Below are 866 nucleotides of genomic sequence, written 5' to 3' on the forward strand. Positions count from 1 at the left end.
GCCTTGACCTGGCCGAGGGCGTTTGCCAGCGAGACCGCCTCATCGATATCGCCGCCGATATCGGCGCTGTCCTGGTGAAGCGAAACATACTGGACGACGGACACCTTGCCGCTCACCGGGTTGATCGCAATCGCAAACGCGGCCGGATCGTTGGTGCCGGTCACGTCATCGCCGGGATCGCCCCCGTCGTAACGGCCCACGATCAGGCCGTTCTCGAGGAACAGGAAGATCTCCTTCCCTTCCGTCGTGGTGAGCATCGCATCGACCGGGCCGGTCGTGCTCTGGCCCTGCGCATCGGTCAGCGTCAGCGAGAAGAGCTGGGCGCCCGTCTTGGCCGCACCGTCGGTGCCGAAGTCCACATTGTCGATGGTGAGCGCGGCGACATTGCTCTGCGCGTACCCGAGGGGAAGACCGAAGAGACCCTGCGGATCGTGTCCGGGATTATTGACGCCGTTGAAAACGGGCGTGAACAGAATGTCATTGTCGTCGCCGAACGGCGGGCTCTGCAACAGCAGGGTCTCGTCGTGGACGACCTGGAAGGCCGAATTGGCGGACACCGAGACCGCGGGGCCGTCATCCTGGAAGCTGATGCTGGAGTCCTCGGTACCCACGATCTCGATGGTCGCCGAGGACGTCGCGGTGTCATTGTCACCGTCGGTGATGGTCGCTGTCAGCGTAACGCCGAGGCTCGCGCCCTCACCAACCAGGTTGAGGAACTGCGTCGAATCGAAATTGTTGAGGTCCGCGCCGTGGTCGATCGCCATGTACTGGTCGACGGCGAGCTGGCCTCCCGAGAGGCTGCCTGCGTTGTCCAGCGTGATGCGGATCGCGATCGGGCCGTTCGGATCGGCGCCGACATGACCAAC

The 866-nt window shown here is 64.0% G+C and carries 1 protein-coding gene; it reads right to left on the bottom strand.

Annotated elements, in window-relative coordinates:
- Nucleotides 1-866: DUF5801 repeats-in-toxin domain-containing protein (locus ACXJMY_RS37965; RefSeq protein WP_456624464.1), on the bottom strand; the 866-nt coding region annotated here is incomplete at both ends.

Source organism: Bradyrhizobium sp. P5_C12, assembly GCF_054049735.1.